This window comes from Pseudomonas sp. DL (assembly GCF_047199225.1).
Classification (GTDB): Bacteria; Pseudomonadota; Gammaproteobacteria; order Pseudomonadales; family Pseudomonadaceae; genus Pseudomonas; species Pseudomonas aeruginosa.
Window position 1 is genome coordinate 5381627 of record NZ_CP178323.1, and the last position, 24412, is coordinate 5406038.

22 protein-coding genes and 1 tRNA gene are annotated in these 24412 nt (G+C 66.5%); 14 read left to right on the forward strand and 9 right to left on the reverse strand.

The genetic code is table 11. The features are described from left to right. Positions 1 to 11: 11 nt before the first annotated feature. Both ACI766_RS25130 and ACI766_RS25135 read left to right on the forward strand, forming a co-directional pair. Positions 12 to 2384, forward strand: a complete 2373-nt coding sequence (locus ACI766_RS25130) for a fimbria/pilus outer membrane usher protein (protein WP_003099332.1) — start codon at positions 12 to 14, stop codon at positions 2382 to 2384. Then, entirely contained in the window at positions 2381 to 3328 is a 948-nt protein-coding gene (locus ACI766_RS25135; RefSeq protein WP_003099330.1) for a spore coat U domain-containing protein, read from the forward strand. Before ACI766_RS25130 ends, ACI766_RS25135 begins: the two co-directional genes overlap by 4 nt. Before the next feature lies 1 nt (position 3329). On the opposite strand, the gene ACI766_RS25140 is transcribed toward ACI766_RS25135, so the two are convergent. From ACI766_RS25140 to ACI766_RS25150, 3 genes are all read right to left on the reverse strand, one after another. After that, positions 3330 to 4703 (reverse strand): spinster family MFS transporter, encoded by a 1374-nt coding sequence (locus tag ACI766_RS25140; RefSeq protein WP_003099328.1) that lies wholly within the window; start codon positions 4701 to 4703, stop codon positions 3330 to 3332. Between the two features lie 279 nt (positions 4704 to 4982). Then, a complete protein-coding gene (gene hemH / locus ACI766_RS25145) occupies positions 4983 to 6005 on the reverse strand; it encodes a ferrochelatase (protein WP_003099324.1) in 1023 nt (340 codons plus the stop codon). Beyond that, entirely contained in the window at positions 6002 to 6919 is a 918-nt protein-coding gene (locus tag ACI766_RS25150) for a TIGR01777 family oxidoreductase (RefSeq protein ID WP_023084791.1), read from the reverse strand. Before ACI766_RS25150 ends, hemH begins: the two co-directional genes overlap by 4 nt. Before the next feature lie 413 nt (positions 6920 to 7332). On the opposite strand from ACI766_RS25150, the gene ACI766_RS25155 reads away from it, so the two are divergent. The 4 genes from ACI766_RS25155 to phrB all read left to right on the forward strand — a co-directional run bounded on the left by ACI766_RS25155 (position 7333) and on the right by phrB (position 11776). Next, complete coding sequence (locus ACI766_RS25155; RefSeq protein ID WP_003099318.1) at positions 7333 to 8316, forward strand: NAD(P)/FAD-dependent oxidoreductase; 984 nt, start codon at positions 7333 to 7335, stop codon at positions 8314 to 8316. A gap of 152 nt (positions 8317 to 8468) precedes the next feature. Next, positions 8469 to 9425 (forward strand): DUF523 and DUF1722 domain-containing protein, encoded by a 957-nt coding sequence (locus tag ACI766_RS25160; protein WP_003099314.1) that lies wholly within the window; start codon positions 8469 to 8471, stop codon positions 9423 to 9425. Between the two features lie 9 nt (positions 9426 to 9434). Beyond that, positions 9435 to 10334, forward strand: a complete 900-nt coding sequence (locus tag ACI766_RS25165; protein WP_019372190.1) for a MerR family transcriptional regulator — start codon at positions 9435 to 9437, stop codon at positions 10332 to 10334. After that, positions 10331 to 11776, forward strand: coding sequence for a deoxyribodipyrimidine photo-lyase (phrB, locus tag ACI766_RS25170; RefSeq protein ID WP_031628598.1), 1446 nt, complete (start codon positions 10331 to 10333; stop codon positions 11774 to 11776). The genes ACI766_RS25165 and phrB overlap by 4 nt, the downstream gene beginning before the upstream one ends. A gap of 125 nt (positions 11777 to 11901) precedes the next feature. Here phrB and pagL read toward each other — a convergent pair whose 3' ends face one another. The 6 genes from pagL to hemA all read right to left on the reverse strand — a co-directional run bounded on the left by pagL (position 11902) and on the right by hemA (position 17296). After that, a complete protein-coding gene (pagL, locus tag ACI766_RS25175) occupies positions 11902 to 12423 on the reverse strand; it encodes a lipid A 3-O-deacylase (protein ID WP_003099307.1) in 522 nt (173 codons plus the stop codon). 133 nt (positions 12424 to 12556) lie between these two features. Then, on the reverse strand, positions 12557 to 13354 hold the full coding sequence (murI, locus tag ACI766_RS25180) for a glutamate racemase (RefSeq protein ID WP_003099300.1): 798 nt from the start codon (positions 13352 to 13354) through the stop codon (positions 12557 to 12559). After that, entirely contained in the window at positions 13344 to 14102 is a 759-nt protein-coding gene (locus ACI766_RS25185; RefSeq protein ID WP_003114696.1) for a molybdopterin-synthase adenylyltransferase MoeB, read from the reverse strand. Before ACI766_RS25185 ends, murI begins: the two co-directional genes overlap by 11 nt. Beyond that, on the reverse strand, positions 14096 to 14926 hold the full coding sequence (gene prmC / locus ACI766_RS25190; RefSeq protein ID WP_003121049.1) for a peptide chain release factor N(5)-glutamine methyltransferase: 831 nt from the start codon (positions 14924 to 14926) through the stop codon (positions 14096 to 14098). The genes ACI766_RS25185 and prmC overlap by 7 nt, the downstream gene beginning before the upstream one ends. A 1-nt stretch (position 14927) precedes the next feature. Further along, on the reverse strand, positions 14928 to 16010 hold the full coding sequence (gene prfA / locus ACI766_RS25195; RefSeq protein ID WP_003099290.1) for a peptide chain release factor 1: 1083 nt from the start codon (positions 16008 to 16010) through the stop codon (positions 14928 to 14930). A gap of 17 nt (positions 16011 to 16027) precedes the next feature. Then, positions 16028 to 17296 (reverse strand): glutamyl-tRNA reductase, encoded by a 1269-nt coding sequence (hemA, locus tag ACI766_RS25200; protein ID WP_003095001.1) that lies wholly within the window; start codon positions 17294 to 17296, stop codon positions 16028 to 16030. A 143-nt stretch (positions 17297 to 17439) separates the two neighbouring features. Here hemA and lbcA point away from each other — a divergent pair, with 143 nt between their 5' ends. From lbcA to ychF, 8 genes are all read left to right on the forward strand, one after another. Then, complete coding sequence (gene lbcA / locus ACI766_RS25205) at positions 17440 to 19212, forward strand: proteolytic complex protein LbcA (protein WP_025982305.1); 1773 nt, start codon at positions 17440 to 17442, stop codon at positions 19210 to 19212. Between the two features lie 4 nt (positions 19213 to 19216). Continuing rightward, positions 19217 to 19834, forward strand: a complete 618-nt coding sequence (lolB, locus tag ACI766_RS25210) for a lipoprotein insertase outer membrane protein LolB (RefSeq protein ID WP_003095005.1) — start codon at positions 19217 to 19219, stop codon at positions 19832 to 19834. A gap of 1 nt (position 19835) precedes the next feature. Further along, the gene (ispE, locus tag ACI766_RS25215; RefSeq protein ID WP_003123430.1) at positions 19836 to 20684 is read left to right on the forward strand and encodes a 4-(cytidine 5'-diphospho)-2-C-methyl-D-erythritol kinase; all 849 of its coding nucleotides are present in this window, start codon (positions 19836 to 19838) and stop codon (positions 20682 to 20684) included. Positions 20685 to 20720: 36 nt separating this feature from the next. After that, positions 20721 to 20795 (forward strand) — tRNA-Gln (locus ACI766_RS25220). A 55-nt stretch (positions 20796 to 20850) separates the two neighbouring features. Beyond that, positions 20851 to 21792 (forward strand): ribose-phosphate pyrophosphokinase, encoded by a 942-nt coding sequence (locus tag ACI766_RS25225; RefSeq protein WP_003099281.1) that lies wholly within the window; start codon positions 20851 to 20853, stop codon positions 21790 to 21792. A 116-nt stretch (positions 21793 to 21908) separates the two neighbouring features. Further along, positions 21909 to 22523, forward strand: coding sequence for a 50S ribosomal protein L25/general stress protein Ctc (locus ACI766_RS25230; protein ID WP_003099279.1), 615 nt, complete (start codon positions 21909 to 21911; stop codon positions 22521 to 22523). Positions 22524 to 22564: 41 nt separating this feature from the next. After that, positions 22565 to 23149, forward strand: coding sequence for an aminoacyl-tRNA hydrolase (gene pth, locus ACI766_RS25235; RefSeq protein ID WP_003099278.1), 585 nt, complete (start codon positions 22565 to 22567; stop codon positions 23147 to 23149). A 40-nt stretch (positions 23150 to 23189) separates the two neighbouring features. After that, positions 23190 to 24290, forward strand: coding sequence for a redox-regulated ATPase YchF (ychF, locus tag ACI766_RS25240; protein WP_003099270.1), 1101 nt, complete (start codon positions 23190 to 23192; stop codon positions 24288 to 24290). Positions 24291 to 24412: the final 122 nt, after the last annotated feature.

Here is a 24412-nt window from a genome sequence, read left to right on the forward strand (position 1 = left end):
ACGTCGGTCCCGTGCCTCGCCCGTGTCAGCGGCGCTCTCGCCACCACCGCTCGCTACTGATCGGCCTGGCGCTGCTCTCCCCTGTCCATGCGGCGGACTACCTGGCCGGACTGCCGCCGCCGCAACCCGCTCCGTCCGGCGGCAGCAACGTCCTCTACTACCTGGAACTGGTGATCAACGGCCGCGACAGCGGCCAGGTGGTGCCGGTCAACGCCGGCGATGGCCATTACCTGCTCGACGCCGCGGCCCTGCGCGAAGCCGGCGTGCGCCTGCCTGGCAACCCCGCCGGACAGGTCGCGGTGGACGCCCTGCCCGAGGTCCGGGCGGACTATGACAGCGCCAGCCAGCAACTGCACCTGCAAGTGCCGCCGGACTGGCTGCCGGAGCAGCGCTTCGACGATCCCGGACTGGTCGCCCGCGCCCCGGCGCGCAGCAGCCTCGGCGCGCTGTTCAACTACGACCTGTACTACTCGGACCCCGCCGACGGCGCCACGCCCTGGCTTTCCGCGCTGCTCGAGCAACGCCTGTTCGACGGCTTCGGGGTGATCTCCAACACCGGCGTCTACACCCGCTATTTCGGCGACGCCGACAACCTCGACAGCCGCTACCTGCGCTACGACACCTACTGGCTGTACAACGACGAACGCAACATGCACAGCTACCAACTGGGCGACTACGTCAACGGCGCGCTGAACTGGACCACCCCGGTACGCATGGGCGGCTTTCGCTTCGCCCGCAACTTCGGCGTACGTCCGGACCTGGTCACCTATCCGCTGCTGCGCTTCGACGGCCAGGCCGCCGTACCCAGCACCGTCGACCTGTTCATCAACGGCTACAAGGCCAGCAGCGCCGACCTGCAACCCGGTCCCTTCGCCATCAGCAACGTGCCGTACATCAACGGAGCCGGCGAAGCCACGGTGGTGACCACCGACGCCCAGGGTCGACAAGTGGTGACCAGCCTGCCGTTCTACGTATCCAACACCCTGCTGGCGCGCGGCCTGAGCGATTTCGACCTGTCCGTCGGGCGCCTGCGCGACGACTACGGCCTGCGCAACTTCTCCTATGCCGACAACGCCGCCAGCGGCATCTACCGCTACGGCGTCAGCGACCGCCTGACCCTCTCCACCCACGCCGAGGCCGCCAGCGACCTGCGCCTGCTCGGCATCGGCGGCGACATCGCCGTGGCCACCTTCGGCACCCTCAGCCTGGCGGCCAGCGGCAGCGACGGCCAGGGCGACAGCGGCCAGCAATACCTGCTCGGCTACTCCTACTATTCGCGACGGCTCGGCCTCAGCCTGCAACACATCGAGCGCAGCGCCGGCTATGGCGACCTCGGCACCCTGGACGGCGAGTACCAGTTGAGCCGGCGCACCGACCAGGCTACCGCCAGCCTGACCTTCGACGAGCAGGGCACCATCGGTACCGGCTACTTCGACATCCGCGCCCGCGACGGCAGCCGCACGCGCCTGGCCAACCTCTCCTACAGCCGCCCGATCGGCAGCCGCAGCAGCTTCTACCTGGCGCTGAACAAGGATCTCGACGGCGACGGCTACAGCGCGCTGATGCAACTGGTGATTCCCTTCGACATCAACGGCCTGCTGAACATCGGCGTCACCCGCGACAGCGACCGACGCTACAGCGAGCGGGTGATCTGGAGCCGCTCCACGCCGAGCCAGGGCGGCCTCGGCTGGAACCTCGGCTATGGCGGCGGCGCCAGCCGCTACCAGCAGGCCGACCTGACCTGGCGCATGCAGAACGTGCAACTGCAGGGCGGCCTTTATGGCGAGACCGGCAACTACACGCGCTGGGCCGATCTCAGCGGCTCGCTGGTATGGATGGACAACGCCGTGTTCGCCAGCAACCGGATCAACGACGCCTTCGTCCTGGTCAGCACCAAGGGTTATCCACAGGTGCCGATCCGCTACGAGAACCAACTGATGGGCAGCACCGACGACAACGGCCACCTGCTGGTGCCCTGGGTCGCGGCCTACTACCCGGCGAAGTTCCAGATCGAGCCGCTGGACCTTCCGGCCAACGTCAGCGCGCCCGAAGTCGAGCAGCGCGTGGCGGTACGCCAGGGCAGCGGCCTGCTGCTGGATTTCCCGATCCGTGCCGTAGTCGCCGCCAGCATCAGCCTGGTGGACGAGCGCGGCGAACCGCTGCCGCTGGGCAGCCAGGCCGAAGAAACCGGCAGCGGCCAGCGCGCCAGCGTCGGCTGGGACGGCCAGGTCTATTTCGAAGGATTGCAAAGCGACAACCAGCTACGCGTGGTCCGCCCCGACGGCCGGGCCTGCCAGGCACGCTTCCGCCTGGACACGCGCAAACCCACCGTCAGCCAGGTCGGCCCGCTGACCTGCTCGGCCCCGATCGGAGATACGCCATGAGCCGCCACTCCACGTCCGCCTGCCTGCTCGGCTTCGCTACGCTCTGCGCCAGCCCGTTGCTGCTCGCCGCCTGCACCACCAGCTCCGGCACCGGCAATTTCGGCAGCCTGAGCTCGTTCACCGTGGCCAGCACCGCCCAGACCATCACCGGCACCACCGGCTTCAAGTGCACCGGCAGCCTGTTGTCGATCCTCAGCACCAACACCATCGACGCGACCATCGCCAGCACCGCCAATCCGCTGGGCACCACGCCGCGGCTGTACAACGCCGCCAGCGGCACCTACCTGCCCTACAGTATCTGCAAGGACAACGGCTGCGGCACCGTCTACAACGTCGGCTCGACGGTACGCTGGAGCAGCACCACCTTCCTCGGCATCCTCGGCCTGTTCAACGCCACCGACGGCAGCCTGCCGCTGTACCTGCGCACCGCCACCGGGGTGACCCTGCCGGCCGGCACCTATACCGATACCATCGGCCTGAACTGGGCCTGGCACCTGTGCGCGGCGGGCATCGGCCCAGTCTGCGTATACGACGACGGCACCGCCAGCAGCAGCGTCAACGTTACCCTGACGGTGCTCAAGGACTGCTTCATCGACAGCGCTCCGGACCTCAGCTTCGGCAGCGCCGCGCTGGTCTCGGCCTTCACCGCGGTGAACCAGAACATTGGCGTGCGCTGCACCCTGAACGCCACCTATACCATCGGCTTCGACAACGGCAACAACTTCAGCGGCGGCTGGCGGCGAATGCTCAGCGGCGCCAACGCGATCCAGTACAACCTCTACAAACCGGGAGACTCGACGGTCTGGACCACCAGCAACACCCAGGCAGGCACCGGTAGCGGCGCCGCGCAGAACGTGCCGTACCGGGCCATCGTCAACCCGGCCCAGGGCAACGTCCCCGCCGGTACCTACAGCGATACCGTGCGGGTGATCCTCACCTACTGAGTCAGGCCGGCTGCCGGGACGCCTTCCAATCCTCGCCGCCCTCGCCTTCCCGTCGCAGGCTCCAGTCCTTCAGGTGCTCCAGGCTGGCGCGATAGGGCTTGAGGCCGATCCCCAGCAGGACCACCGCACCAAGCACCGCGGCCAGGGTCACCAGCAGCAGCGAGTAGCGCAGCGCCATGTCGTCGGCGAAGACGAAATCGGTGACCAGCGCCACCGCCGTCGGGCCCACGCCGAGACCGAACAGGGTGACCACGAACAGGTAGATCGCCGAGGCCTGGCCGCGCATCGAGTTGGGCATGATCTCCTGGATCGCCGCCGGGGCCACGCCGAACGGCATGCTCAGGAAGAACACCGTCGGCGCCATCAGCGCCGCCGCCCAATTGGCGTTGTCCAGCAGCGGATAGACCAGAGTGAAGGGAATCACCGCCCAGGCGGCGAGCAGCCCGACGCGCATGTTCGCGTCGCTGCGCCCGCGCTTCGCCCAGTAGTCGGCCAGGCGCCCGCCGAAGACGATGCCGAGACAGCCGAACACCGCGACGATGCTGCCGTACACCACTCCGACATGACCGGCGTCCCAGCCGTGGGTGCGGACGAAGAAGGTCGGCACCCAGGCGCCGCTGCCGTAGCCGGCGAAGGACAGGCAGGCGAAACCGAAGTTGTGGCAGAGCACGGTCTTGCGGTTGGCCCGCAGGTAGGCGCCGACCTCGCCCAGCGGCACCGCCACGCCTGCGCCGACTCCGCGCCGGGCCGGCTCGCGGATAGCCAGCAGCAACAGGCAGAAGAGCACGCCGGCGGCGCCGAGGATGAGGAAGATCAGTTGCCACGGGCGCACCTCGCCGAACAGCGGCAGATGCACGTCGCCCTGGGCCGAGGCGAACTTGATCACCAGCCCGCCGAGCAGGAAGGCCAGCCCCGAGCCCAGGTAGATGCCCATCGAGTAGACGCTGATCGCCGTCGCCCGACGCTCGCGCGGGAAGCTGTCGGCGATCAGCGAATAGGCCGCTGGCGACAGCGCCGCCTCGCCGACCCCGACGCCGACCCGGAAGGTGAGGAATTGCCAATAGCTGCGCGCCAGACCGCAGGCCGCGGTCATCGCGCTCCACACCAGCACGCCGAACAGGATCAGGCCGCGCCGGCTGCGGTTGTCGGCCATGCGTCCGAGCGGGATACCGCAAAGGGTGTAGAACAGGGCGAAGGACAAGCCCATCAGCAGGCTCATTTCCGTATCGCTGATGGCCAGGTCGCGGCGGATCGGGCCGACCAACAGGTTGAGGATCTGCCGGTCGATGAAGGACAGCACATAGGCGACCATGAGGATCGCCACCGTGGTCCAGGCCGCAAGGTTGGAGGGATAGCCGTTATTGTTGTTATGCATGCCGAACTCCTGGACGCCGCCGAAGCGGCGGATGCGAAGGGAGGGTCGACAGGCAGGATAAGCCGGCAACATCCGGGCTTATACCCAGGGCAAGGGACTATAGAACTGCTGAATGCGGGAAGCGGGTTCCGGCGAATGACCGCCAGGTCATTCGCCGCCGCATGCGCTCAGAGCCTGTCCAGCATCTCGCGAGCTGGGCGGGGAAGCGGAGCTGACGAGCGGCAAATGAGCACTTCAAAGCCGTCATACCGCGCCGCGCAGCGGATCATGAACAGGCTCTCAGAGCGGCCTGGCCAAGCGCCCGCTCATCTCGGCCAGGGCGCCGACCCAGGCGGGGTGGTCGTTGAGGCAGGGAATCAGCACCAAGTCCTCGCCGCCGGCACTGATGAACTGCTCGCGGCCGCGCATGCCGATTTCCTCCAGGGTCTCGATGCAGTCGGCAACGAACGCCGGACACATCACCAGCAGGCGCTTCACCCCGCGCTGCACCAGTTCGTCGAGCTTGGCGTCGGTATAGGGCTCGATCCACTTGGCGCGCCCCAGGCGCGACTGGAACGACACCGACCAGCGCCCCTGCTCCAGGCCGGCGCGCTCGGCGAAGGCCTCGGCAGTGCGCAGGCACTGGCTGCGGTAGCAGAGGGCGAGGGCTTCGGGGCTGACGTTGCGGCTGTTCTCGGCCAGCAGGTCGTGGGCAGGATCCTTCACCAGCTTGCGGATGTGCCGCTCGGGCAAGCCATGGAAGCTCAGCAACAGATGGTCGTGGGGCTGCTGCAGGTACGGACGCACGCTTTCCACCAGGGCATCGAGGTAGACCGGCTGGTCGTAGAACGGCGGCAGCGTGCTGACCTCCAGGCCCAGGCGATGGGCGGCGATCACCCGGCGCACCTCCTGTTCGGCGGTGGTCGTGGTGCTGTCGGCGAACTGCGGATACAGCGGCGCCAGGGTCACCCGCCGGATACCGCGGCGCGCCAGGTCGAGCAGGACCTTCTCGATGGCCGGCTGGCCGTAGCGCATCGCCAGTTCCACCGGTCCATGCGGCCAGTGCGGCTTCATCGCTTCCTGCAGGCGACGACTGAGGACGATCAGTGGCGACCCTTCGTCCCACCAGATCGAGCTGTAGGCGTGCGCCGATTCGGCCGGACGCTTGATCAGGATCAGCGACACCAGCAGGCGCCGCAGCGGCCAGGGCAGGTCGACCACGTAGGGATCCATGAGGAACTGGTCGAGATAGCGGCGGACATCCTCCACCCGGGTCGAATCCGGGGAGCCCAGGTTGAGCAACAGCAGGGCATTCTCGGTCATGCCTGATCCTTTCGTCGGGCGTCCAGGACATCGGCCAGCGCCACGTCCAGGTCGGTGAATTGAAAACGGTAGCCGGCGTCCTGCAAGCGTTGCGGCAAGGCTCGCTGGCCGCCGAGCAGCAATCCGGACATTTCTCCCAGCCCGAGGCGCAGGACGAACCCGGGGGTCGGTATCCGCGCCGGCTTGTGCAGCGCCCGGCCCAGGGCCTTGGCGAAATCGCGGTTGCGCGCCGGGTTGGGAGCGCACGCATTATAGGGACCGCTGGCATCGGTCCGCCGCAAAAGAAAATCGATCAGCTCGATTTGATCCTCGATATGAATCCACGGCATCCATTGCCGGCCGTCACCCAGCGGTCCGCCCAGGCCGAGCCGGTAGAGCGGCAACAGGCGCCCGAGGAAGCCGCCCTCGGGGGCCAGCACCAGGCCGGTGCGCAACAGCACGACACGGGTGCCGAGCTTCTCCGCCTCGCGGGCGATCTGCTCCCAGGCTAGGCATAGCTCGCTGGCGAAATCCTCGCCGGCCGCCGCCCCCTCCTCGGTCACCGGGCGCTCGCCGCTGTCGCCATACCAACCCACCGCAGAACCCGATAACAGAAGGTCCGGGCGCTGCTCGCGAGCGTCCAGCCATTCCACCAGGCGCTCGGTAAGGCGTACCCGGCTTTCCCACAGCAGGGCCTTGCGCTTGTGACTCCAGGGTTTGTCCGCGATCGGCTCGCCGGCCAGGTTGACCACCGCGTCGAGCGGCTGGTCGCCGTACTCGTCGAAACGATCGATGCCGCGCACGCCGACGCCGCACAGCGATTCCACCTGCTGCGGCCGCCGGCTGAACACGGTCAGCCGGTGCCCGGCCTGTCGCCAGCGGGCGCACAGGCGGCGCCCCATCAGGCCGGTACCGCCGGTCAAGAGAATGTGCATGGCTGTCTCCTCGTTTTGCCTGCGTGCCCTTTCAGTCTGGACCCTGGACATCGATCTGCCCGATGACCGTGCATCCTTCCCCCATTCCGGCGTTATCCTGTGGATGGAAGATCCGTCGGCTCCGGCCGGGGAACCCTGGCGTCGTTTTCGACTCAGCCAAGGAACAGGGCTTGCATCGCACTGGTGCCTTAGTGAACGGCGCCAGCCGTCTATTCTTCAGATAACTCGGTTGATACTTCCGAACGGAACGTCTGAAGGTTCGACAGGCCAGGAAGCGAGCCGTGCGCCGCAGGCGCGCCATCGGCGCGATGCAAGGTGCGCCTCGAAGCACGCGCAATACTGTACATTAAATCAAGCTTGTACAAGAAACCTGATTCGCCTGTCCAGACGCTACACAACCAGAGAGGCATGTCATGAGCGTCCCCATCGCCATCATCGGTACTGGCATCGCCGGGCTTTCCGCCGCCCACGCATTGAGATCCGCCGGCCAGACCGTACAACTGTTCGACAAGGGCCACGGCAGCGGCGGCCGCATGGCCAGCAAGCGCAGCGAGGCCGGCACGCTGGACCTCGGCGCGCAATACTTCACCGCCCGCGACCGGCGCTTCCTCGACGCCTTGCAACACTGGCGCGAGGAAGGCTGGGTGGACGAGTGGAAACCCGCTCTCTACCAATACCGCGACGGCCAGCTGAGCCCCTCCCCGGACGAGCAGCCACGCTGGGTCGGCATCCCACGGATGAGTGCGATCACCCGCGCCCTGCTCACCGATCTGCAAGTGGTCTTCTCCTGCCGCATCACCGAGGTCTTCCGCGGCAAGCAGCACTGGCACCTGCAGGACGCCGAGGGACAGAACCACGGTCCGTTCAACCAGGTCCTGATCGCCATCCCCGCTCCCCAGGCCACGCCGCTGCTGGCCAGCGTGCCGAAACTGGCGGCCACCGCCGCGAGCGTGGTCATGGAGCCGACCTGGGCGGTGGCGCTGGGCTTCCGCGAGGTACTCGACACCCCGGTGCAGGGCTGCTTCGTGCACGACAGTCCGATCGCCTGGCTGGCCTGCAATCGCAGCAAGCCGGGGCGCGACACCACCCTCGACACCTGGGTGCTGCACGCCACCAGCCAGTGGAGCCGGCAGCACATCGACATGGCCAAGGAGGACGTGGTCGAGCACCTGCGCTGCGCCTTCGCCGAAGTGATCGGCTGCGCCGTACCGGAAGCCGCCTTCAGCATCGCCCACCGCTGGCTCTATGCACGCCCGGCGGAGGCCCACCAGTGGGGCGCCCTCGGCGATCCCGACCTGGGCATCTACGCCTGCGGCGACTGGTGCTCCAGCGGCCGCGTCGAAGGCGCCTGGCTCAGCGGCCAGGAAGCCGCGCGGCGCCTGCTGGAACATCTCTGAGGGGATCGGGCCGTCGCCTGGCGGCCCGATGTGACAAGAAAATACCTATACAAATACATTGACCTGTACAAGATAAGTTCTAGGATGTGTCGTATGACCGCCTGGCTGTCGAGCTGCGCGCGAACCTCCTTTCCCCTCGGGAGACGACACCGATGCACGAATCTCACCCTTCCCTGACGCCCCGACTCGGCATCAGCGCCTGCCTGCTCGGCGAACCGGTGCGCTTCAACGGCGGCCACAAGCGATCCGCGCTTTGCGAGGAACTGGCGCGACACGTCGAGTTCGTCTCCTTCTGCCCGGAACAGGCCATCGGCCTGGGCACGCCGCGCCCGGCGATTCGCCTGGAAGGCACTCCGGAAGCCGCCGAGGCGCGGAGCCGCGACGGCCTGGCGGTCGGCGGAGCGCTCGCCGAATATGCGCGGAGGGTGGCGCAACGGGCGGATACGCTGGACGGTTTCATCTTCATGCAACGCTCGCCGTCCTGCGGGCTGCAACGGGTCAAGGTCTATCCAGAAGGCGGCGGCGCGCCGCGCGCCGAAGGCCGTGGACGCTTCGCCGCAGCCCTTTGCGAAGCCTTGCCGGAGCTACCGGTGGAAGAAGAAGGCCGGCTGCACGATCCGGTCCTGCGGGAGAACTTCCTCACCCGCGTGTATGCCCATGCCCACTGGCAGGCCCTGCGCCAGCGCGGCCTCAGCCATTCGGCCATCGTCGCCTTCCATAGCCGCTACAAGTACCAGTTGCTGGCCCATTCGCCGGAGCACTACCGCAGCCTCGGCCGCCTGCTCGGCGAAGCCGGCCACTACCAGCCGGAAGCCCTCGGCACTCGCTACTTCGGCGAGCTGATGCAGGGCTTGCGCCGCTGCGCGACCCGCGGCAGCCATGGCAACGTGTTGCTGCACCTGAGCGGCTACCTGAAACGCGACCTCGCAACCGAAGACAGGCGTGAATTGCGCGAGCTGATCGAGCAATACCGGCATGGCAGCGTGCCGCTGGTGGTACCGCTGACCCTGCTAAAGCACCACTTCCGTCGCCACCCGCATGCATACATCGCCCAGCAGGCCTACCTGCAACCGCACCCGACCGAACTCGGCCTGCGCAACGCGCTCTAGGATTTCCCGATGAACTCGCCCCACCTCGAACGCGGCGGCCTGCCGATCCGCGAAGTCACTCGTCTGACCGGCGTCCATCCGGTCACCCTGCGCGCCTGGGAGCGCCGCTATGGCCTGGTGGTGCCGCAACGCACCGGCAAGGGGCACCGGCTCTACAGCGAAGAGCAGGTCGAGCGCATCCGCCGGATACTCGTCTGGCTCGAGCGTGGCGTCGCCATCAGCCAGGTGCGCGCGCTGCTGGAGCGTCCGGAGGAAACCCCGGCGGCGGATGTCGAATCCCCCTGGGAACGCCTGCACGAACAGCTGCTGGACGCCATCGCCGCGCTGGCCGAGCGACGCCTCGACGATCTGTTCAACCAGGCCGCGTCGCTCTATCCGGTAGCGACCCTCTGCGAAAAGCTTCTGCAACCCTTGCTGCAGCACCTCGAACGACGCTGGCAGGGACAGTTCGGCGCGCGCATGGAGCGGGCCTTCTTCTTCTCCTGGTTGCGCAGCAAGCTGGGCGCCCGCCTTTATCACCAGCAACGGCTGCAACAGGGCACGCCGCTGCTGCTGGTCAACCAGTCCGAGCTGTCGCTGGAACCGAACCTCTGGCTGTGCAGTTGGTTGCTCGGCAGCGGCGAGGTGCCGCTGCAGGTCTTCGACTGGCCGCTGCCACCGGCCGAACTGGCCCTGGCCTGCGAACGCCTGGAAGCTCGCGGCGTGTTGCTGTACGCCAGTCATCGCCTCAATCCGGAGCACCTGCCGCGCCTGCTGGCAGGGGTGAGCTGCCCGGTGGTGCTGGTCGGACCGGCCGTGGAGATCCAGCGCGAAGCCTTCGAAACCTTGGCGCTAACTGGCCTGCTGCTGGCGAGCACGCCCCTGGAAGCCCGCCGCCTGCTCGGCGAACGAGGCCTGTTGAACCCATGAACGGACTTCCGATGAACCTGATCTGGTTTCGCTGCGACCTGCGAACCACCGATAACAGCGCGCTCCTCGCCGCCGCCGATGGGCGCCCTTGCCTGGCTCTCTACCTGCTCAGCCCGGCGCAGTGGCGGGAACACGACGATGCGCCCTGCAAGGTCGACTTCTGGCTGCGCAACCTGGGCGAGCTGCAACGCCAGCTCGCCGCGCTGAACATCCCGCTGCTGGTGCGCGACTGCGGCCACTGGCGGCAAGCCCCGGAAGTCATCGGCCGGCTCTGTCGGGAGCTGGGAGTCGGCGCGGTACACGTCAACCAGGAATACGGGGTGAACGAGGAACGCCGCGACCAGGCCGTCGGCCAACGCCTGCGTGAACAGGGCGTGGCCTTCCACAGCCACCTCGACCAGCTGTTCTTCACCCCCGGCTCGGTGCTGACCCGAACTGGCGGCTATTTCCAGGTGTTCAGCCAGTTCCGCAAGGTCTGCCACGAACGGCTGTACCAGGCCCTGCCGGGTGTCCGCCCGCGTCCGCAGCCCCAACCACCGCACGCGCTGGCCAGCGACCCGCTGCCGGATGCCGTGCCCGCCTTCCCGCGGCCGGCCGATAGCTTGCGCCGCCTCTGGCCGGCAGGCGAAGAGGTAGCGCAGGAACGCCTGCGCGACTTCGCCGACCAGCACCTGGCCGACTACCATGAACGGCGCGACTTCCCGGCGCTTCCCGGCACCAGCCAACTGTCGCCCTACCTGGCCGCCGGCGTACTCTCGCCCAGGCAATGCCTGGACGCCGCGCTGGTTGCCAACCGCGGCGAGTTCAGCGGCGGCCAGCAAGGCGCCGCGACCTGGATCAACGAGCTGCTCTGGCGCGAGTTCTACAAGCACATCCTGGTCGGCTACCCCCGGGTCTCCCGGCACCGCCCCTTCCGCGAGGAGACCGAAGCCCTGCGCTGGCGCCAGGCCCCGGCGGAACTCGAAGCCTGGCAACAGGGGCGCACCGGCATACCGATCATCGACGCGGCAATGCGCCAGTTGCTCGCCACCGGCTGGATGCACAATCGCCTGCGGATGGTGGTAGCGATGTTCCTCAGCAAGAACCTGCTGATCGACTGGCGCGAAGGCGAACGCTGGTTCATGCGCCACCTCATCGACGGTGACCTGGCGGCGAACAACGGCGGCTGGCAGTGGAGCGCATCCACCGGCACCGACGCGGTCCCCTACTTCCGCCTGTTCAATCCGCTCTCGCAGTCCGAACGCTTCGATCCACGCGGCGAGTTCATCCGCCACTGGCTGCCGGAACTGGCCGGCCTGGAGCGCAAGGCGATCCACGATCCGTCCAGCCTGGGGCTGTTCGCCGGGGTCGACTATCCACGGCCGATGGTCGACCTGAAGGCCAGCCGCGAACGGGCGCTGGCGGCTTTCCGCAACCTGCCGCCGCGCGATGGTCGCGCGTAGGGCGCGTCAGCGAGCTATCGCCTCCCGCCAAATGGCTCGCTCTTTCCATGGGGCGGTGAGGCGTGGTGGAAGAATCGCAGGCATGAAAAAGCCGGGATGAACCCGGCTTTTTTCGACCGTGCCGACTAGATCGGGATCTTGTAGAACAGGCTGTAGGACTCGATACCGTCGTTCGGCTGTTTCAGGCCGGCGTTGGAATAGTGGATCGCCCGAACGCCGACCGACTGGCCGTTGGCGAACTTCAGGCCGGCGCCGATGCGGTCTTCGAAGTTCAGGGAGGAACCCAGGTTCTGGTCGCCGACACGGGTGCCGGAGAACGCCGCCACGCCGATACCGGCCTCGATGAATGGCTTGATCGAGTCGCCGGCGAACTCGTAGACGAATACCGGAGCGAACGACAGCGAATGCTTGCCGGCGCCTTCATCGCCACCTTCCCAATAGGTGTAGCCCGCATCCCAGTAGCCGGTCAGGCGCCCGGTGGAGGTCTGCCACCAGCTCTTGTCCCAATCCCAGCTCAGGCCCAGGCGATAGGTCATGCCCGACTGGCCGGTGGCACCGACGGCGGCCGAGACGTCCGCCGCCTGAGCGGAGGCCACGTGGACGGAGGAAAGTGCGGCCAGAACGGCCAGCGGAAGTAGTTTCTTCATTGAAACGTCCTTTTCGAAAGTTGCATGAAAGCCCCCGCATTCAAGCTGCGCATTATAAGAGCGCACTTACTAAAGCAGATACTAGACCAAACGCTTTAGTTCAAAAAATCGCTGTCACGTCTGCCAGGAACGACTAAACGACTAATTTTCCTACGCTTTCCGGGCTTCCCCAGAGGATCGGCAGGATCCTTTCCATCTCCTCCGGCAGCGCGCTGGTCCAGAAACGCGGCGTCGCGGCCTGGCCAGAGGCCAGTAGCGCCCGCGCCGACAATACGCGCTCCAGCTGCCGGGCGACAGCCGCTCCCGTATCGATCACCGCCATCTCCGCCGGGATCAGCTCGGCCAGCAGGGGTTTGACGAAGGGATAATGAGTACAGCCGAGGATCAGCGTATCGCAGCCCTGTTCGAGGATGGGCGCCAGCAGGCGTTCCAGCAGTGCCCGGGTTTGCGGCCCATAGAGATCGCCGGCTTCGATGCGCTCGACCAGCCCCGGACAGGGCTGAGTGAAGACCTGTACGTCGCTGGCGAAGCGGTCGAGCAAGGCGGCGAAACGCGCGCTCTTCAGAGTTCCGGTGGTGGCGAGGACGCCGACCCGACCGTTGCGGGTGGCCGCCGCGGCCGGCTTCACCGCCGGCTCCATGGCCACCAGCGGCACCTGCGGATAACGTTCGCGCAATTCCGCCGCAGCCGCTGCCGTCGCGGTATTGCAGGCCAGTACCAGAGCCTTGGCGCCCTGCTCCAGAAGGAAATCACCGATCCGCTCGCAGCGTTCGCGGATGTACTCCGCGCTCTTCTCGCCGTAGGGCACATGGGCGTTGTCGGCGACGTAGAGCAACGATTCGGATGGCAGGCGCGCACGAATCTCACGCAATACGCTGAGCCCGCCGACCCCGGAATCGAAAACGCCGACCGCGGCCGACTCAACCGCCATGGCGTTGCCCGCAGACGGCACAGGAAGGATCGCGACGCACCCGCAATTCGCGGAAGCGCGTGCCGAGGGCGTCCACCAGCAGCAGGCGGCCCACCAGCGGTTCGCCGAAACCGGCCAGCAGCTTGAGCGCCTCCAGCGCCTGCAGGCTACCGACCAGCCCCACCAGCGGACCGATCACGCCGGCCTCGCTGCAGGTCAGCTCGGCCTCGCTGCCGTGCCCGTAGAGGCAGTGGTAGCAGGGGCTTTCGTCGCGGCGGGTATCGAATACCGAAAGCTGGCCCTCGAGACGGATCGCCGCGCCGCTGACCAGCGGCTTGCCGGCGCGCACGCAGGCGACGTTGACCGCCTCGCGGGTGGCGAAGTTGTCGGTGCAGTCGAGCACCAGGTCGACCGCCGCCACGGCGGCATCGAGGGAGTCCTCATCCAGCGCGGCGCTATGGCTGACCAGGCGGATCTGCGGATTCAGCGCGCCCAGCCGGCGCATCGCCGACTCCACCTTGCCGATACCCACGCTGGCGCCATCGTGGATGACCTGCCGTTGCAGGTTGGTCAGGTCGACCGTATCGAAATCCGCCAGGTGCAGCTCGCCGACCCCGGCCGCGGCCAGGTACAGCGCCACCGGCGAACCCAGGCCGCCAAGACCGACGATCAGTGCGCGGCTGCGCTTCAGGCGCAGCTGGCCCTCGACGTCGACCTGCGCCAGCAGAATCTGGCGACTGTAGCGCAGCAGTTCCTCGTCGCTCAGCATGCCCATTGTCCGAGTGTGATCCGCTCGTTGCCGCCGAGGTCGCGCAACGTATGTACCCCGGCGAAGCCGCGGGCGCCGAGCAGTTCGCGCACCGCCGCCCCTTGATCATAGCCGTGCTCGAGCAGCAACCAGCCTTCGTCCAGCAAATGCTGCGGCGCCTGGGCGACGATCTGGCGGATATCGTCGAGGCCATCGCTACCCGCGACCAGCGCGCTCTTCGGCTCGAAACGCACGTCGCCCTCGCTCAGGTGCGGATCGCTGGCAGGGATATACGGCGGATTGCCGACGATCATCCGGAAGCGTCGGCCATCGAGAGCGGAGAACCAGTGGCTGCGGCGCACCTCGACGTTCTCCAGGAGCAGCCGCTGGCGATTGCGCTCGGCCAGCGCCACGGCCTCTTCCACGCGGTCCACCGCAGTCACCGTCCACAGCGGCCGTTCGCTGGCCAGGGCCAGGGCGATGGCGCCGGTGCCGGTGCCCAGGTCGAGCACGGTAGCGGTGTCCGCCGCGAGGGTCGCCAGCGCGGTTTCCACCAGCAGTTCGGTGTCCGGGCGCGGGATCAGGGTGTGTGGCGCGACCTCCAGGTCCAGGCTCCAGAAGCCCTGGTGGCCAAGTATGTAGGCCACCGGCTCGCCGTTGCGCCGACGGGCGATCCAGTCGTCGAACCGCTCGTTGGCCTCGCGCGGCACGATGCGCTCCGGCCAGGTACGCAGGAAGCTGCGCGGCTTGCCCATCGCCGCCGCCAGCAGCAACTCGGTGTCGAGCCGGGCGCTGGGCGAATCGGGCAGTTGGGAATCCTTGAGAAGGGTACAGATAGTGGTCATGTCAGTCGCCCAGGGCCGCCAGTTGATCGGCCTGGTATTCCTGCAGCAGCGGCTCGATCACCTGTTCCACCGCGCCCTCCATCACCTCGCCCAGGGAGTACAGGGTGAGGTTGATGCGATGGTCGGTGACCCGCCCTTGCGGGAAGTTGTAGGTACGGATGCGCTCCGAGCGGTCGCCCGAGCCCACCAGCAGCTTGCGCGTGCTGGCGATCGCCTGCTGCGCCGCGGCCTGCTGCTGGTCGTTGAGCTTGGCCGCCAGCCAGGCCATGGCCTTGGCGCGGTTCTTGTGCTGCGAGCGCTCTTCCTGGCACTCGACCACGATGCCGCTGGGAATGTGGGTGATGCGCACCGCCGAGTCGGTCTTGTTGACGTGCTGGCCGCCGGCACCGGAGGAACGGTAGGTGTCCACCCGCAGGTCGGCCGGGTTGATCTCGATCGCTGCCTGCTCGTCCGGCTCCGGCAGCACCGCGACGGTGCAGGCGGAAGTGTGGATCCGGCCCTGGGATTCGGTTTCCGGCACCCGCTGCACGCGGTGCGCGCCGGACTCGAACTTGAGCTTGGCGTAGACGTTGTCGCCCTCGACCCGGGCAATCACTTCCTTGTAGCCACCGTGCTCGCCCTCGTTCTCCGACAGCGTCTCGACCCGCCAGCCCTGGCGCTCGGCGTAGCGCGAATACATGCGGAACAGGTCGCCGGAGAAGATCGCCGCCTCGTCGCCACCGGTGCCGGCACGGATCTCCAGGAACACGTTGCGGCTGTCGTTGGGATCCTTCGGCAGCAGCATGCGCTGCAGGCTGTCGCCGAGGGCGGCGAGGCGGCCGCGCGCTTCGGCGACCTCCTCCTCGGCGAGGTCGCGCAACTCCGGGTCGCTGTCCTTGAGCAACGCCTGGGCGCCCTCGAGGTCGGCCTGCACCTTGCGGTAGTCGCGGAACGCCAGGATCACCGGTTCGACCTCGGCGTACTCGCGGGAATAGGCGCGGAAGCGGGTCTGGTCACTGATCACCTCGGCGTCGCCGAGCAGCGCCGTCAGTTCTTCGTAGCGATCGCTGAGGACATCCAGCTTTTTCAGCAGAGAAGCTTTCATGCAGGCATAGGTACCGGTCAGTGGCGCGGCGCGCCCTCGTCGAGGGCGAACAGCTCCTGGGCCAGGGCCAGCGCGTCGATGCGGCCCTCGGCGGACATTTTCTTCATCTGCACGCTGGGCGCGTGCAGCAGTTTGTTGGTCAGGCCGCGGGCCAGCTGGGCCATCACCTCGGCGGGGTCGGCACCGTTGGCCAGTTGCCGCTGGGCCTTGCCCAGCTCCTCATCGCGCAGGCGCTCGGCCTGCTGCCGATAGGCGCGCAGCACGTCCACCGCGGCCAGTTCGCGCAGGCGCTGCATGAACTCGGCGACGCCGCTGCCGACCAGTTCCTCGGCGGCCTGGGCAGCGCCCTGGCGGCTCTTGAGATTCTCCGCCACTACTTCGTGGAGGTCGTCGACGCTATAGAGGTAGACGTCGTCCAGTTCGCCGACTTCCGGCTCGATGTCGCGCGGCACGGCGATGTCGACCATGAACATCGGCTTGTGCTTGCGCTGCTTCAGCGCGCGCTCCACGGCGCCCTTGCCGAGGATCGGCAACTGGCTGGCAGTGGAGCTGATGACGATATCGCTGTTGGCCAACTCCTCGGGTATCTCCGAAAGCAGCACCGCATGGGCGCCGAACTGCTCGGCGAGCAGGCTGGCGCGCTCCAGGGTGCGGTTGGCCACCACGATGCGCTTCACGCCTTGCTCGAACAGGTGGCGCGCGACCAGGGTGATGGTCTCGCCGGCGCCGATCAGCAGCGCCTGGCTGCGGTGCAGGTCGCTGAAGATCTGCTTGGCCAGGCTCACCGCGGCGAACGCCACGGACACCGGGTTCTCGCCGATGGCGGTATCGGTGCGGACGGTCTTCGCCGTACTGAAGGTGGCCTGGAACAGGCGGCCGAGCAGCGGACCGACGGTGCCGGCCTCGCGCGCGACGGCGTAGGCCGACTTCATCTGGCCGAGGATCTGCGGCTCGCCGAGGACCATCGAGTCGAGGCCGGAGGCCACGCGCATCATGTGGCGCACCGCGTCTTCGTCCTGGTGCACATAGGCACAGGCGCGCAACTCGTCGAGAGTCAGGCGATGGTAGTCCGCCAGCCAGGCGAGCACGTCGTCCGCGGTCGGATGGTCGATCTCCAGGTAGAGTTCGCTCCGGTTGCAGGTCGACAGGATGGCCGCCTCGCGGCTGGTGGTCAGGCGGCAGAGCTGCTGCAGCGCCTCGACCATCTGTTCCGGAGTGAAAGCCACGCGCTCGCGGACAGCCACCGAGGCGGTCTTGTGATTGATGCCGAGGGCAATGAAGGCCATGCAGGATCGCTGAGCTAATCGGGGAAACGCGCAATTCTCCTACTTCGCCAAGGGCAGGACAACCATTGCCGATGTATTGACCCCATAGACAGCTTCGTCGACGCCCGTCCCGGCCCCCTTGGGCTTGCCGGACGGCTTATGTCATGATGGCGCCACCCTCGCAGGTTCAAGGCCGGCTTTCTTCCTCTATGAACAAATCCCTTGCGCTGCTGACCGTCACGCTGCTGCTCGGCGGCTGCCAGTCACTTATCCACAAGACTCCCGATGGCACCCCGCCGGTGGAAGACACCGCGGTCGAGACCAAGGCCAAGCCGGAAAAGTACGCCTCCTTCAGCGAGGACAGCCTGTATTCGCTGCTGGTGGCCGAACTGGCCGGGCAGCGCAACCGCTTCGACATCGCCCTGAGCAACTATGTGGTGCAGGCGCAGAAAACCCGCGACCCCGGGGTTTCCGAGCGCGCCTTCCGCATCGCCGAATACCTCGGCGCCGACCAGGAAGCCCTCGACACCTCCCTGCTCTGGGCGCGCAGCGCGCCGGACAACCTCGATGCCCAACGCGCCGCCGCGATCCAGTTGGCCCGCGCCGGGCGCTACGAGGAGTCCATGGTGTACATGGAGAAGGTCCTCAACGGCCAGGGCGACACGCACTTCGACTTCCTCGCCCTGTCTGCCGCGGAGACCGACCCGGATACCCGCGCCGGCCTGCTGCAGAGCTTCGACCACCTGTTGAAGAAATACCCGAACAACGGCCAGTTGCTGTTCGGCAAGGCCCTGCTGCTGCAACAGGACGGCCGCCCGGACGAAGCCCTGACCCTGCTCGAGGACAACTCCGCAAGCCGCCACGAAGTGGCCCCCCTGCTGCTCCGCTCGCGCCTGTTGCAGAGCATGAAGCGCAGCGACGAGGCCCTGCCGCTGCTCAAGGCCGGGATCAAGGAACACCCGGACGACAAACGCGTGCGCCTCGCCTACGCGCGCCTGCTGGTGGAGCAGAATCGCCTGGACGACGCCAAGGCCGAGTTCGCCGGACTGGTCCAGCAATTCCCCGACGACGACGACCTGCGTTTCTCCCTGGCGCTGGTCTGCCTGGAAGCCCAGGCCTGGGACGAAGCCAGGATCTACCTGGAAGAACTGGTCGAGCGCGACAGCCACGTCGACGCCGCCCACTTCAACCTCGGACGCCTCGCCGAGGAACAGAAGGACACCGCGCGTGCCCTCGACGAGTACGCCCAGGTTGGTCCGGGCAATGACTTCCTCCCGGCGCAACTGCGCCAGACCGACGTCCTGCTCAAGGCCGGTCGCGTCGACGAAGCCGCCCAGCGCCTGGACAAGGCGCGCAGCGAGCAACCCGACTACGCCATCCAGCTGTACCTGATCGAAGCCGAGGCGCTGTCCAACAATGACCAGCAGGAAAAGGCCTGGCAGGCCATCCAGGAGGGTCTGAAGCAGTACCCGGAGGACCTCAACCTGCTCTACACCCGCTCGATGCTGGCGGAGAAGCGCAACGACCTGGCGCAGATGGAAAAGGACCTGCGCTTCGTCATCGCCCGCGAGCCGGACAACGCCATGGCCCTCAACGCCCTCGGCTACACCCTGGCCGACCGCACCACCCGCTACGGCGAGGCCCGCGAGCTGATCCTCAAGGCGCACAAGCTGAACCCGGACGACCCGGCGATCCTCGACAGCATGGGCTGGATCAACTATCGCCAGGGCAAGCTGGCCGACGCCGAGCGCTACCTGCGCCAGGCGCTGCAGCGCTACCCCGACCACGAGGTCGCCGCGCACCTGGGCGAAGTCCTCTGGGCCCAGGGGCGCCAGGGCGACGCCCGGGCCATCTGGCGCGAATACCTCGACAAGCAGCCCGACAGCGACGTGCTGCGCCGCACCATCAAGCGCCTGACCGGCGCCGAGACTCCTTGAAACCATGCGTCTACGTCTTTTCCTCGCCGCCTCCGCGCTGGCCCTGCTCAGCGGCTGCGCCGGCCTGACCTCCCACGAAGCCCTGGAAGGCCAGGGCGATGCGCAGACCTGGAAAACCCACAAGCAGCAGCTCAGCGAGCTGGATGCCTGGCAGATCGACGGCAAGGTCGGCATCCGCGCCCCGCGCGACTCCGGCAGCGGCACCCTGTTCTGGCTGCAGCGCCAGGGCTACTACGACATCCGCCTGTCCGGCCCGCTCGGCCGCGGCGCAGCACGCCTGACCGGGCGTGAAGGCGCGGTGAGCCTGGAAGTCGCCGGTCAGGGCCGCTACCAGGCGGAGTCCCCGGAAGCCCTGCTGGAAGAACAACTAGGCTGGCGCCTGCCGGTCTCGCACCTGCTCTGGTGGGTACGCGGCCTCCCGGCGCCGGACAGCAAGAGCCGCCTGACCCTCGACGCCGACAGTCGCCTGGCGCGCCTGGAACAGGACGGCTGGCAGATCGAATACACCCGCTACGCCGAACAGAACGGCTACTGGCTACCCGAGCGCCTGAAGCTGCATGGCCAGGACCTCGACGTCACCCTGGTGATCAAGGACTGGCAGCCGCGCCAGCTCGGCCGCTGACATGAGCGTGCGCCTCAGCCTGCCAGCCCCGGCCAAGCTCAATCTGTTCCTGCATATCCTAGGCCGCCGCGACGATGGCTATCACGAGTTGCAGACCCTGTTCCAATTCCTCGACCACGGCGACGAGCTGCATTTCGAAGCCCGCCAGGACGGCCAGGTACGCCTGCACACGGAAATCGCCGGGGTGCCGCACGACAGCAACCTGATCGTGCGCGCCGCGCGCGGGCTGCAGGAAGCCTCCGGCAGCCCGCAAGGCGTCGACATCTGGCTGGACAAGCGCTTGCCCATGGGGGGCGGCATCGGCGGCGGCAGCTCCGACGCCGCCACGACGCTCCTGGCCTTGAACCATCTCTGGCAACTCGGCTGGGACGAGGACCGCATCGCCGCCCTGGGCCTGCGCCTGGGCGCCGACGTGCCGGTCTTCACCCGCGGACGCGCAGCTTTCGCCGAGGGCGTGGGCGAAAAGCTCACCCCGGTGGACATCCCGGAGCCCTGGTATCTCGTCGTGGTTCCGCAAGTACTTGTCAGCACAGCAGAAATTTTTTCAGATCCACTGTTGACACGCGATTCTCCCGCCATTAAAGTGCGCACCGTTCTCGAGGGGGACAGCCGAAACGACTGTCAGCCGGTAGTCGAGAGGCGTTACCCAGAAGTTCGTAACGCTTTGATCTTGCTAAACAAATTTGTTTCAGCTAGATTAACCGGCACTGGAGGTTGTGTGTTTGGGAGCTTCCCAAACAAAGCTGAAGCTGATAAAGTCTCGGCCCTTCTTCCAGACCACCTTCAGAGGTTCGTCGCCAAAGGAAGCAACGTTTCGATGTTGCACCGGAAGCTGGAAACTCTGGTCTGAGAAAGGAATGCCGAAACGGCATTCGAGCAATACCACAGGGGCGTCGCCAAGCGGTAAGGCAGCAGGTTTTGATCCTGCCATGCGTTGGTTCGAATCCAGCCGCCCCTGCCATTTTCCTCTTCTGTATTTCATCCGGATCCCTTCGGTCGACACAGGTACCTGTAGCGTGTCCAAGATGATGGTCTTCACGGGGAACGCTAACCCCGATCTTGCACGACGCGTCGTGCGTCAGCTGCACATTCCTCTTGGCGATGTTTCAGTTGGCAAATTCTCCGATGGCGAAATCAGCGTCGAAATCAACGAAAACGTCCGCGGCAAGGACGTATTCCTGATTCAGCCGACCTGCGCGCCGACCAACGACAACCTGATGGAACTGGTGGTGATGGCCGATGCCTTCCGCCGCTCCTCGGCCACTCGTATCACCGCTGTCATCCCCTACTTCGGCTATGCCCGCCAGGATCGCCGTCCGCGCTCCGCCCGCGTGGCCATCAGCGCCAAGGTAGTGGCCGACATGCTGACCGTCGTCGGGGTCAACCGTGTCCTCACGGTCGACCTGCACGCGGATCAGATCCAGGGCTTCTTCGATATCCCGGTAGACAACATCTACGGTTCCCCCGTGCTGGTGGACGATATCGAAGACCAGCGCTTCGAGAACCTGATGATCGTCTCCCCGGACATCGGCGGCGTGGTGCGCGCGCGCGCCGTGGCCAAGTCCCTGGGCGTGGACCTTGCGATCATCGACAAGCGTCGTCCCAAGGCCAACCAGTCCGAAGTGATGCACATCATCGGTGACGTCGAAGGCCGTACCTGCGTACTGGTAGACGACATGGTCGATACCGCCGGCACCCTCGGTCACGCCGCCAAGGCCCTGAAAGAGCACGGCGCCGCCAAGGTCATCGCCTACTGCACCCACCCGGTGCTGTCCGGCCGTGCCATCGAGAACATCGAGAAATCCGTACTGGACGAGCTGGTGGTGACCAACACCATCCCGCTGTCCGCCGCTGCCCAGGCCTGTGGCCGCATCCGCCAGCTGGACATCGCTCCGGTCGTTGCGGAAGCCATGCGCCGGATCAGCAACGAAGAATCGATCAGCGCGATGTTCCGCTGAGGCCCAGCCTCGGCGAACGCGCCTGAACGAAAACGCCCCGCTCCGGCGGGGCCTTTGAAATCGCCCGAACGCTGGTCGCAAGCGTTCGGGCGCATTGTTATTTTTGGAGATACACAATGGTCGACTTTATTCTGAATGCCCAAGTGCGTTCCGATCTGGGGAAAGGTGCGAGCCGCCGCCTGCGTCGTAACGCCGGTCTGGTTCCTGCTGTCGTTTACGGCGGCGACAAAGAGCCCCAGTCCGTAACCCTGGAACTGCGCGAAATCGCCAAGCTCCTGGAAAACGAGGCTGCCTTCAGCCACGTGATCGCCCTGAACGTTGGCGGCGCCAAGGAAACCGTACTGATCAAGGCCCTGCAGCGCCATCCGGCGAAAGGCTTCGTGATGCACGCCGACTTCCTGCGCGTGGTCGCCGACCACAAGCTGACCGCCCACGTACCGCTGCACTTCATCAACGAAGAAGTAGCCGTTGGCGTCAAGCAAGCCGGTGGCGAGATCTCCCACACCATCTCCGAAGTCGAAGTTTCCTGCCTGCCGAAAGACCTGCCGGAATTCATCGAAGTCGACATGGCCAAGGTCGAGCTGGGCCAGATCGTTCACCTGTCGGACCTCAAGGCTCCGAAAGGCGTCGAGCTGGTACAACTGGCCCACGGCAACGACCTGGCCGTTGCCAACATCCACGCTTCCCGCGTGGTGAAGGAAGAAGGTAGCGAAGAAGGCGCCGCCGAGTAATTCATTACTCGATCGCCTTTTTATAGAGAGGGGCTCCCGTCGTGACTGCCGTACAACTGATCGTTGGCCTGGGAAACCCGGGTCCTGAATACGACCAGACCCGGCATAACGCGGGGGCCCTTTTCGTTGAGCGCCTGGCGCATGCCCAGGGCGTCAGCCTCGTGGCTGACCGCAAGTATTTCGGCCTGGTCGGCAAGTTCAGCCACCAGGGCAAGGACGTTCGTCTGTTGATCCCGACCACCTACATGAACCGCAGCGGCCAGTCCGTAGCGGCGCTGGCGGGATTCTTCCGGATCGCCCCGGACGCCATCCTGGTGGCCCACGACGAACTCGACATGCCCCCTGGCGTCGCCAAGCTCAAGACCGGCGGCGGACACGGCGGGCACAACGGGTTGCGCGACATCATCGCCCAGCTCGGCAATCAGAATTCTTTCCATCGCCTGCGGCTTGGCATCGGCCATCCGGGGCACAGCAGCCTGGTTTCCGGTTACGTGCTCGGCCGCGCCCCGCGCAGCGAGCAGGAACTGCTCGACACCAGCATCGACTTCGCCCTCGGCGTGCTGCCGGAAATGCTCGCCGGGGACTGGACCCGGGCGATGCAGAAGCTGCACAGCCAGAAGGCCTGAACCACTTTTCTAGCGCCTGTCTGAGCGCGAGGGACATAGCATGGGATTCAACTGCGGCATCGTCGGCCTGCCCAACGTCGGCAAGTCCACCCTGTTCAACGCCCTGACCAAATCCGGTATCGCGGCGGAAAACTTCCCGTTCTGCACCATCGAGCCGAACAGCGGCATCGTGCCGATGCCCGACGCGCGCCTGAACGCCCTGGCCGAGATCGTCAAGCCCGAGCGCGTACTGCCGACCACCATGGAATTCGTCGACATCGCCGGCCTGGTGGCGGGCGCCTCCAAGGGTGAGGGCCTGGGCAACAAGTTCCTCGCCAACATCCGCGAGACCGACGCCATCGCCCACGTGGTGCGCTGCTTCGAAGACGACAACGTGATCCACGTGTCCAACAGCGTCGACCCCAAGCGCGACATCGAGATCATCGACCTCGAACTGATCTTCGCCGACCTCGACAGCTGCGAGAAGCAACTGCAGAAAGTCGCCCGCAACGCCAAGGGCGGCGACAAGGAAGCCCTGGCCCAGAAGGCCCTGCTGGAAAAGCTCATCCCCCACTTCACCGAAGGCAAGCCGGCGCGTTCGCTGCTGAAGAACCTCGGTGACGAGGAGAAGCGCCTGGTACGCAGCTTCCACCTGCTGACCAGCAAGCCAGTGATGTACATCGCCAACGTCGCCGAGGACGGCTTCGAGAACAACCCGCACCTGGATGTGGTGAAGGCCATCGCCGAGGAAGAAGGCGCGGTGGTGGTGCCGGTGTGCAACAAGATCGAAGCCGAGATCGCCGAGCTGGAAGACGGCGAAGAGAAGGACATGTTCCTCGAGTCCCTCGGTCTCGAGGAACCCGGCCTGAACCGTGTGATCCGTGCCGGCTACGGCCTGCTCAACCTGCAGACCTACTTCACCGCCGGGGTGAAGGAAGTCCGCGCCTGGACCGTCCGCGTCGGCGCCACCGCCCCGCAGGCCGCCGGCGTGATCCACACCGACTTCGAGAAAGGCTTCATCCGCGCCGAAGTGGTCGCCTACGACGACTTCATCCAGTTCAAGGGTGAACAGGGCGCCAAGGAAGCCGGCAAGTGGCGCCTGGAAGGCAAGGACTACATCGTCAAGGACGGCGACGTGATGCATTTCCGCTTCAACGTGTAATCCCCTTCCCGTCCCAGGAAAGCCCCGGCCAAGCGCCGGGGCTTTTTCGTTCCCGTCCCTCCTCACCGCCCGCTCTCCGGCGATCCGACCCCTTCCGTCTAAACGATTGAAAGATCAGAAAA

Coding starts and splice junctions, on each gene's coding strand:
- prmC (WP_003121049.1), bottom strand. CDS start 14,926: ATGACCACTATCTGTACCCTTCTCAAGGATTCCCAACTGCCCGATTCG.
- hemH (WP_003099324.1), bottom strand. CDS start 6,005: ATGACCGAGAATGCCCTGCTGTTGCTCAACCTGGGCTCCCCGGATTCG.
- lbcA (WP_025982305.1), top strand. CDS start 17,440: ATGATGGCGCCACCCTCGCAGGTTCAAGGCCGGCTTTCTTCCTCTATG.
- ACI766_RS25160 (WP_003099314.1), top strand. CDS start 8,469: ATGCACGAATCTCACCCTTCCCTGACGCCCCGACTCGGCATCAGCGCC.
- lolB (WP_003095005.1), top strand. CDS start 19,217: ATGCGTCTACGTCTTTTCCTCGCCGCCTCCGCGCTGGCCCTGCTCAGC.
- phrB (WP_031628598.1), top strand. CDS start 10,331: ATGAACGGACTTCCGATGAACCTGATCTGGTTTCGCTGCGACCTGCGA.
- ACI766_RS25135 (WP_003099330.1), top strand. CDS start 2,381: ATGAGCCGCCACTCCACGTCCGCCTGCCTGCTCGGCTTCGCTACGCTC.
- ACI766_RS25185 (WP_003114696.1), bottom strand. CDS start 14,102: ATGCTGAGCGACGAGGAACTGCTGCGCTACAGTCGCCAGATTCTGCTG.
- ispE (WP_003123430.1), top strand. CDS start 19,836: ATGAGCGTGCGCCTCAGCCTGCCAGCCCCGGCCAAGCTCAATCTGTTC.
- hemA (WP_003095001.1), bottom strand. CDS start 17,296: ATGGCCTTCATTGCCCTCGGCATCAATCACAAGACCGCCTCGGTGGCT.
- pagL (WP_003099307.1), bottom strand. CDS start 12,423: ATGAAGAAACTACTTCCGCTGGCCGTTCTGGCCGCACTTTCCTCCGTC.
- ACI766_RS25165 (WP_019372190.1), top strand. CDS start 9,435: ATGAACTCGCCCCACCTCGAACGCGGCGGCCTGCCGATCCGCGAAGTC.
- murI (WP_003099300.1), bottom strand. CDS start 13,354: ATGGCGGTTGAGTCGGCCGCGGTCGGCGTTTTCGATTCCGGGGTCGGC.
- ACI766_RS25155 (WP_003099318.1), top strand. CDS start 7,333: ATGAGCGTCCCCATCGCCATCATCGGTACTGGCATCGCCGGGCTTTCC.
- ACI766_RS25230 (WP_003099279.1), top strand. CDS start 21,909: ATGGTCGACTTTATTCTGAATGCCCAAGTGCGTTCCGATCTGGGGAAA.
- ychF (WP_003099270.1), top strand. CDS start 23,190: ATGGGATTCAACTGCGGCATCGTCGGCCTGCCCAACGTCGGCAAGTCC.
- ACI766_RS25150 (WP_023084791.1), bottom strand. CDS start 6,919: ATGCACATTCTCTTGACCGGCGGTACCGGCCTGATGGGGCGCCGCCTG.
- ACI766_RS25140 (WP_003099328.1), bottom strand. CDS start 4,703: ATGCATAACAACAATAACGGCTATCCCTCCAACCTTGCGGCCTGGACC.
- prfA (WP_003099290.1), bottom strand. CDS start 16,010: ATGAAAGCTTCTCTGCTGAAAAAGCTGGATGTCCTCAGCGATCGCTAC.